Here is a 7,554-nt window from a genome sequence, read left to right as displayed (position 1 = left end):
GACAGACTTCCTGCACACCTACAACCACCACCGCTGCCACACCGCACTCGGCGGCCACCCACCCATCACCCGCGTGAACAACCCTGCGGGTCAATACAACTAGCCGCCGCTCCCGCGCGTTCTCGAGGTGGTGGGAGGGGGCGTCATGGCGGAAGTGGTCGACCTGGGGGAGTTCGGAGAGGAGTTCCGTACCGACCCGCATCCCGTGTACGCGCGGCTGCGCGAGCGCGGCCCGCTTCCCGGCGTCGGACCGCTTGGGCATCCGCCGCGACGTCCGCGGCCATCTCGCCTTCGGCCACGGCATCCACTACTGCCCGGGCGCATCCCTGGCCCGCCTGGAGGCCCGCACGGCGATACGGTCCCTGCTGGAGCGCGCCCCGGGCCTGGCCCTGGACGGGGCACCGGGGGAGTGGCCGCCGGGCCCGCTGATGCGCGGGGTGCGGAGTCTTCCGGTGCGCTGGTGGTGGGCCGCCTCCGGGGTCGGTCCAGCCACCGCGGGGAGCGTCGGTCGGGGCGTACGAGTGCGTCGCCGGGCCACGGCATTCACGGCATTGACAGAGCCCGCGCCTTGCACAGAGCCCGCGCCCTGCACAGAGCCCGCAGCCTTCACAGCGCCGCGGCCGAAGCCCCGCCCGGAAGCTCCGCGACCGCGACCGGCCTTCGTTCCCGCCGCGACAGCTCGCACGCCTCCGCGACCCGCAGGGCTTGCAGGGCCTCACGCCCGTCGCAGGGGTTGGCCCGCTCGCCGCGCACCACCTCCACGAACGCGTTCAGCTCCGCCTCGTACGCCGGCCCGAACCGCTCCAGGAACCCGGACCACGGCTTGTCCGCCGCGGGCGGCCCGGTCGGCTCGGTGGACGCGATCGGCGTGCGGTCGTCCAGGCCCACCACGATCTGGTCCGACTCCCCGGCCAGCTCCATGCGCACGTCGTACCCGGCGCCGTTCAGCCGCGTCGCCGTGGCCGTGGCGAGCGTGCCGTCGTCCAGCGTGAGCACCGCCGCCGCCGTGTCGACGTCGCCCGCCTCACGGAACATCGCGGGCCCGGCGTCCGACCCGGCCGCGTACACGTCGACGATCTCGCGCCCGGTCACCCAGCGCAGCACGTCGAAGTCGTGGATCAGCGTGTCCCGGTACAGCCCGCCCGACAGGGGCAGCCAGGCGGCCGACGGAGGCGACTGGTCGCTGGTCAGCGCTCGCACGGTGTGCAGCCGCCCGAGCCGCCCGGACCGTACCGCCTCGCGCGCGCCGACGTATCCCGCGTCGAAGCGGCGCTGGAAGCCCATCTGGAGGATCGTGCCGGCCGTCTCCACCTCCCCGATCGCGTGCAACGTGCCCGGCAGATCGAGAGCGATCGGCTTCTCGCAGAAGACGGGAAGACCCGACCTTGCTGCCCGACCGATCAGTTCGGCGTGGGCCGACGTCGCCGTCGTGATCACCACCGCGTCCACGCCCCACCGGAAGATCTCGTCCACGCCCGGCGCGGCTGTCTCCCCCAGCCGGTGAGCCAGCTCCTGGGCCCGCGCGACATCCGCGTCGGTGAGGATCAGTGATCCGACGTCGCGGTGCCGGCTGAGCGTGTTGGCATGAATCGTGCCGATACGGCCCGTACCGATGACCCCGATGCGCATGGAAACAAAGTGGGGGTTCAGTGCACACCCTGTCAATGCAAATGTCCGGACAATCGAACTACACGACTTCCCGTCAACAACGCGTAGAGCTACAGTCAGGCCGTGCCGAAACCAGAAGTGGACCCGACCGTGGAACTCGAGCTCAGTGTGGACCGGAGCAGTCCGGTGCCCTTGTACTTCCAGCTGTCCCAGCAGCTCGAAGCCGCGATCGAGCACGGAGCGCTCACCCCCGGCAGCCTGCTGGGCAACGAGATCGAACTCGCCGCACGCCTCGGCCTGTCCCGGCCGACCGTCCGCCAGGCCATCCAGTCACTGGTCGACAAGGGCCTGCTGGTGCGCCGCCGGGGCGTGGGTACTCAGGTCGTCCACAGTCAGGTCAAGCGCCCGCTGGAGCTCAGCAGCCTCTACGACGACCTGGAGTCGGCCGGTCAGCGTCCGGCCACCAAGGTGATCGTCAACACCGTCGTCCCGGCGTCCGCCGAGGTCGCGGCCGCGCTCGGGGTCGCCGAGGACAGCGAGGTGCACCGGATCGAGCGACTGCGCCTCGCGCACGGTGAGCCGATGGCGTACCTGTGCAACTTCCTGCCGCCCGCCCTGCTCGACCTGGACACCGCGCAGCTGGAGGCCACCGGCCTCTACCGGCTGATGCGCGCTGCCGGGATCACCCTGCACAGCGCCCGGCAGACCATCGGCGCGCGCGCCGCCACCGCCGCCGAGGCCGAGCGGCTTGCCGAGGAGGAGGGTGCCCCGCTCCTCACCATGCAGCGCGTGACCTTCGACGACACCGGCCGAGCGGTCGAGTACGGCACTCACACCTATCGCCCGACCCGGTACTCCTTCGAGTTCCAGCTGCTCGTACGGTCATGAGTGTCGCTGTCGCACGGACCTGAGCGAGAGAGGGCCGGAGCATGTGCTGGTCGTAATGTCCGGACAAATTGCTGTGACGCGCGCCGCCCTTGGCCGCCCCGTTCGGCACCCAGCGTGAGCGTGCGGCAGAATCGGGCCTGATGAGCACCTACCGCGACTTCACCGCCCCCATCGGCTCCCGGCGAGCCCCCGTGCTCCGCGCCGTGGGACCCCGGGAGCGCCGCTCACTCCTGACCGCACCCCGTGTGCCGACCGTCGGGATCGACATCGGCGGGACGAAGGTGATGGCGGGCGTCGTAGACGCCGACGGCAACATCCTGGAGAGGCTCCGCACGGAGACCCCGGACAAGTCCAAGAGCCCGAAGGTCGTCGAGGACACGATCGTCGAGCTGGTCCTGGACCTGTCCGACCGGCACGACGTGCACGCCGTCGGTATCGGCGCGGCCGGCTGGGTCGACGCCGACCGCAACCGCGTCCTGTTCGCGCCCCACCTGTCCTGGCGCAACGAGCCCCTGCGGGACCGCCTCGCCGGCCGCCTCGCCGTGCCCGTGCTGGTCGACAACGACGCCAACTCCGCCGCCTGGGCCGAGTGGCGCTTCGGGGCCGGCCGTGGCGAGGACCACCTCGTCATGATCACGTTGGGCACCGGCATCGGCGGCGCGATCCTGGAGGACGGGCAGGTCAAGCGCGGCAAGTACGGCGTCGCCGGCGAGTTCGGCCATATGCAGGTCGTGCCCGGCGGGCACCGCTGCCCGTGCGGCAACCGCGGCTGCTGGGAGCAGTACAGCTCCGGCAACGCGCTGGTCAGAGAGGCACGCGAGCTGGCCGCCGCCGACTCGCCGGTGGCCTACGGGATCATCGAGCACGTCAAGGGCAACATCGGCGACATCACCGGCCCGATGATCACCGAGCTGGCCCGCGAGGGCGACGCCATGTGCATCGAGCTCCTCCAGGACATCGGCCAGTGGCTCGGCGTCGGCATCGCCAACCTCGCGGCCGCCCTGGACCCGTCCTGCTTTGTGATCGGCGGCGGTGTGTCGGCCGCCGACGACCTGCTGATCGGCCCCGCGCGGGACGCCTTCAAACGCCACCTCACCGGCCGCGGCTACCGCCCGGAGGCCCGCATCACCCGCGCCCAGCTCGGCCCCGAGGCCGGCATGGTCGGCGCCGCCGACCTGGCCCGCCTCGTCGCCCGCCGCTTCCGGCGCGCCAACCGGCGCCGGGTCGAGCGGTACGAGCGCTACGCGCGGTTCGCCGAGGCCCGCCGGTCGTCGTCGCAGGGGTCGGTGTGACCATGTCCGTACCCCGCCAGGCCGACTCCCCGGGCGAGCCGCAGCAGCCGACCGAGGACCGCCGCCACATGATCCGCCGCAGGGCGCTCACCCTGCTCATCATCGTGCTGCTCATCGGCGTCCCCGCCGGCTACCTGGTGATCTCCGCCAACCAGAGCCGCGACAGCGGCAAGGACAAGGAGGAGAAGTACGCGGCGACCGGCCTCACCCCGCACTGGCCGTCGAGGGTCCAGCGCCGCCTTTACCAGATCCCGGTCCCGGACTACTCGTACAACCTCGCGTACTACGAGACGAACAACTGGAGGACCAGCCGTCTCTACGTCCAGTTCTCGACGGCCGACAAGAACCTGGACTGGTTCTTCCAGACCATGGGCGTCAGCCGGGACGAGCTGAAGCGGGACGCCATCACCATCTCGGCCCGCGACCAGGAGATCACCGGCTGGAACTTCACGGGCCCCGGCCCGTGGTACGGCTTCACCCACAAGCAGAAGAAGCCGGCGCCCACCCAGAACGTCGTCATAAACATGTCCGATCCGGCCAACCCGTTCGTCTACGTCGTCTCGCGCACGGTTCCCTGATCACCTCGTGAACTCTGCGGCCCGAGCCGGTCGCCGGGACCGATTGTCAGACCCCGCCCGTAGAGTCGAAGACGGTTGATCCGACTCATGGGCGGGAGGTGACAGGACGTATGAGCAACCGCATCGCGGTGGCCGAGGGCGCGGGGGACGCCGTCCCCGTGCGGCTTGCCGCCGTCTTCCTGCCCGCGTCCCTCCCGCGCCAGGGGCGGATCGCCTTCTGGGACCCGGAGGGCGGTCCACTGCCCGCCGAGGACACCGAGCTCACCGTCGTACGACGTCATGGGGCCGGAGTCCGCCGCCGGACCACCCCCGCACTGTCGTTGCCGCTCGCCGAAGCCCTGCCGCTGCTCGTGCGGGCCCGGCGCGACCCGGCCGCCCACCCCGCCACCGCCTGCTGGGGCGCGGCCGCACTGCACGCGCTGCGGCTCACCGCGCGCGGTCGGCTGCTGCCCGGTCTGACGGCCGGCGGCCGCGACGCCTGGCGGGCCGGCCCGCTCGACCCGGACGACATCGCCCACCTGCGGGCGGTCGCCGCCGCCCTGCCCCACGAAGGCCACGCGGTCCCCCTGCCCGGTCCCGGCCCATTGCGACTGCCCCAGCCCGAGGCGCTGATGCGGTCCTTCCTGGACGCGGTCGCGGACACCCTGCCCCGCACCCCCGCCGCACCGTACGCCTGCGGAAAGCCCTTCGCCGCACGCGAGGCCCAGAGTCTGCCCGACGCCCACGACTGGGCGGCCGAGGTCGCCGCCGGCATGGACGCGGGCGTGCGCATCTCACTCCGCCTCGACCTGTCGGCCTACGATCTCTTCGACGACACCGGGGCCGGCGCACGCAGCGCGGGCGCGGCGATCGTCCAGGTGCACAGCCTCGCCGACCCCACCCTGGTGGCCGACGCGGCCGCCCTGTGGTCGGGCGAGGCCGACGCGGCCTTCGGACCACGCGCCCGCGTGGACGCGGCGCTCGCGGTGCGGCGCGCGGCCCGGGTGTGGGCGCCGCTCGACCGGCTGTCCGAGCAGGACGTGCCCGACGTACTGGCGTTGTCCGACGAGGAGTTGGGCGACCTCCTGGGCGTGGCCACGACCCGGCTCGCGGCGGCCGGGGTGGCGGTGCACTGGCCCCGGGACCTGGCACAGGACCTCAGCGCGGCCGCGATCGTACGACCCGCGCCGGGCTCGGCGACCGACGGCACCGGGTTCTTCGAGAGCGAGGAACTCCTCCAGTTCCGCTGGCAGTTGGCGATCGGCGGCGACCCGCTCACCGAGTCCGAGATGGACGCGCTCGCCGAGGCGCACCGGCCGGTCGTCCGGCTGCGGGACAGCTGGGTACTGGTCGACCCGGCTCTGGTCCGCAAGGCCCGTAAGCGCGAACTGGGCCTGCTCGACCCGGTCGACGCGCTGTCCGTCGCCCTCACGGGCAGCGCGGAAGTCGACGGCGAGACGGTCGAGGCGGTGCCGGTCGGCGCGCTGGCCGCCCTGCGAGACCGGCTGACGGTGGGCGTGCGGCCCGCTGATCCACCGCCGGGACTGAGGGCGACGCTGCGGGACTACCAACTCCGGGGCCTGGCCTGGCTGGACCTCATGACATCCCTGGGGCTCGGCGGCTGCCTCGCCGACGACATGGGCCTCGGCAAGACGATCACGGTCATCGCCCTGCACCTGAAGCGCGCCAGGACGGCCCCGACCCTGGTGGTCTGCCCGGCGTCCCTCCTGGGCAACTGGCAGCGGGAGATCACCCGTTTCGCGCCCGGCGTCCCCGTCCGCCGCTTCCACGGCCCGGACCGCACCCTGGAGGACATGGACGGCGGCTTCGTCCTGACGACGTACGGCACGATGCGCTCGGCGGCCCCGACGCTGGCCCAGCACACCTGGGGCATGGTCGTCGCCGACGAGGCCCAGCACGTGAAGAACCCGTACTCGGCCACGGCGAAGGCCCTGCGCACCATCCCGACGCCCGCGCGCGTGGCGCTGACCGGCACACCGGTCGAGAACAACCTCTCCGAGCTCTGGGCGCTGCTCGACTGGACGACACCGGGCCTGCTCGGCCCGCTCAAGTCCTTCCGCGCCCGGCACGCACGCGCGGTGGAGAACGGCGAGGACGAGGAGGCGGTGGACCGGCTGGCCCGCCTGGTCCGGCCCTTCCTCCTGCGCCGCAAGAAGTCCGACCCCGGCATCGTCCCCGAGCTGCCGCCCAAGACGGAGACGGACCACCCGGTCCCGCTCTCCCGTGAACAGGCCGCGCTCTACGAGGCGGTGGTGCGTGAGTCGATGTACGCCATCGAGACGGCGGAGGGCATGGCGCGCCGCGGCCTGGTCCTGAAGCTCCTCACCTCCCTGAAGCAGATCTGCGACCACCCCGCGCTGTACCTGAAGGAGGAGACGGCGGAGGTGACCGAGCGACTGGCCGCCCGCTCCGGCAAGCTGGCACTGCTCGACGAACTGCTGGACACCTTGCTGGCGGAGGACCGCTCGGCCTTGGTCTTCACGCAGTACGTGGGGATGGCCCGCCTGATCACGGCCCACCTCGCGGGGCGGGCGATCCCGGTGGACCTGCTCCACGGCGGCACGCCCGTCCCGGAACGCGAGCGCATGGTGGACCGCTTCCAGAGCGGCGCGACGCCGGTGTTGGTCCTGTCCCTGAAGGCGGCGGGCACCGGCCTGAACCTGACCCGCGCCGGCCATGTCGTCCACTTCGACCGCTGGTGGAACCCGGCCGTCGAGGAGCAGGCCACCGACCGCGCCTACCGCATCGGCCAGACCCAGCCCGTCCAGGTCCACCGCCTCATCACCGAGGGCACGGTCGAGGACCGCATCGCGGAAATGCTGGAATCCAAACGGGCCCTCGCCGACGCGATCCTGGGCTCCGGCGAATCGGCCCTCACGGAACTGACGAACCGTGAGCTGTCCGACCTTGTGTCGCTGCGGGGGGAGTCATGACGGGGGCGGGAGAGACCGGCGAGTCGCGGGAGCTGAGCGGGCGGGAAGAGCCCAGTGGGCTGGGCATGCCGAGCGGACAGGGCGTGTCGTCTGGCGGGTTGGGGGAGTCGAGGGGGTACGGCGAGTCTGGTGGGTTGGGGGAGTCGAGGGGGCGCGGCGAGTCTGGTGGGTTGGGGGAGTCGAGGGGGTACGGCGAGTCTGGTGGGTTGGGGGAGTCGAGGGGGTACGGCGAGTCTGGTGGGTTGGGGGAGTCGA

At 72.2% G+C, this 7,554-nt stretch carries 5 protein-coding genes and 2 pseudogenes; 6 read left to right on the top strand and 1 reads right to left on the bottom strand.

Going from position 1 to position 7,554, the window contains the following annotated elements; genetic code table 11:
• A pseudogene (locus KUM44_RS27550) lies at positions 1–103 on the top strand (IS481 family transposase); the annotation flags it as partial.
• A 127-nt stretch (positions 104–230) separates the two neighbouring features.
• Positions 231–461, top strand: a pseudogene (locus tag KUM44_RS46890) (cytochrome P450); the annotation flags it as partial.
• Positions 462–606: 145 nt separating this feature from the next.
• On the opposite strand, the gene KUM44_RS27540 reads toward KUM44_RS46890, so the two are convergent.
• Positions 607–1,629, bottom strand: a complete 1,023-nt coding sequence (locus KUM44_RS27540; protein ID WP_217212112.1) for a Gfo/Idh/MocA family oxidoreductase — start codon at positions 1,627–1,629, stop codon at positions 607–609.
• 129 nt (positions 1,630–1,758) lie between these two features.
• On the opposite strand from KUM44_RS27540, the gene KUM44_RS27535 reads away from it, so the two are divergent.
• The 4 genes from KUM44_RS27535 to KUM44_RS27520 all read left to right on the top strand — a co-directional run bounded on the left by KUM44_RS27535 (position 1,759) and on the right by KUM44_RS27520 (position 7,299).
• Entirely contained in the window at positions 1,759–2,496 is a 738-nt protein-coding gene (locus tag KUM44_RS27535; protein WP_217212116.1) for a GntR family transcriptional regulator, read from the top strand.
• A gap of 140 nt (positions 2,497–2,636) precedes the next feature.
• A complete protein-coding gene (locus KUM44_RS27530; RefSeq protein ID WP_217212110.1) occupies positions 2,637–3,788 on the top strand; it encodes an ROK family glucokinase in 1,152 nt (383 codons plus the stop codon).
• Positions 3,785–4,366, top strand: coding sequence for a sugar kinase (locus KUM44_RS27525; RefSeq protein WP_217212109.1), 582 nt, complete (start codon positions 3,785–3,787; stop codon positions 4,364–4,366). Before KUM44_RS27530 ends, KUM44_RS27525 begins: the two co-directional genes overlap by 4 nt.
• A gap of 110 nt (positions 4,367–4,476) precedes the next feature.
• A complete protein-coding gene (locus KUM44_RS27520) occupies positions 4,477–7,299 on the top strand; it encodes a DEAD/DEAH box helicase (protein ID WP_217212107.1) in 2,823 nt (940 codons plus the stop codon).
• The last annotated feature ends 255 nt before the right edge of the window (positions 7,300–7,554 follow it).

This window comes from Streptomyces sp. AC550_RSS872 (genome assembly GCF_019049285.1).
Classification (GTDB): Bacteria; Actinomycetota; Actinomycetes; order Streptomycetales; family Streptomycetaceae; genus Streptomyces.
The sequence above is the reverse complement of the archived record's forward strand: the minus strand, read 5'-3'. Positions and strand labels throughout refer to the sequence as shown.

Excerpts from the sequence above, each read along its gene's own strand:
- KUM44_RS27540 (WP_217212112.1), bottom strand. The coding sequence starts at position 1,629 with ATGCGCATCGGGGTCATCGGTACGGGCCGTATCGGCACGATTCATGCC.
- KUM44_RS27530 (WP_217212110.1), top strand. The coding sequence starts at position 2,637 with ATGAGCACCTACCGCGACTTCACCGCCCCCATCGGCTCCCGGCGAGCC.
- KUM44_RS27520 (WP_217212107.1), top strand. The coding sequence starts at position 4,477 with ATGAGCAACCGCATCGCGGTGGCCGAGGGCGCGGGGGACGCCGTCCCC.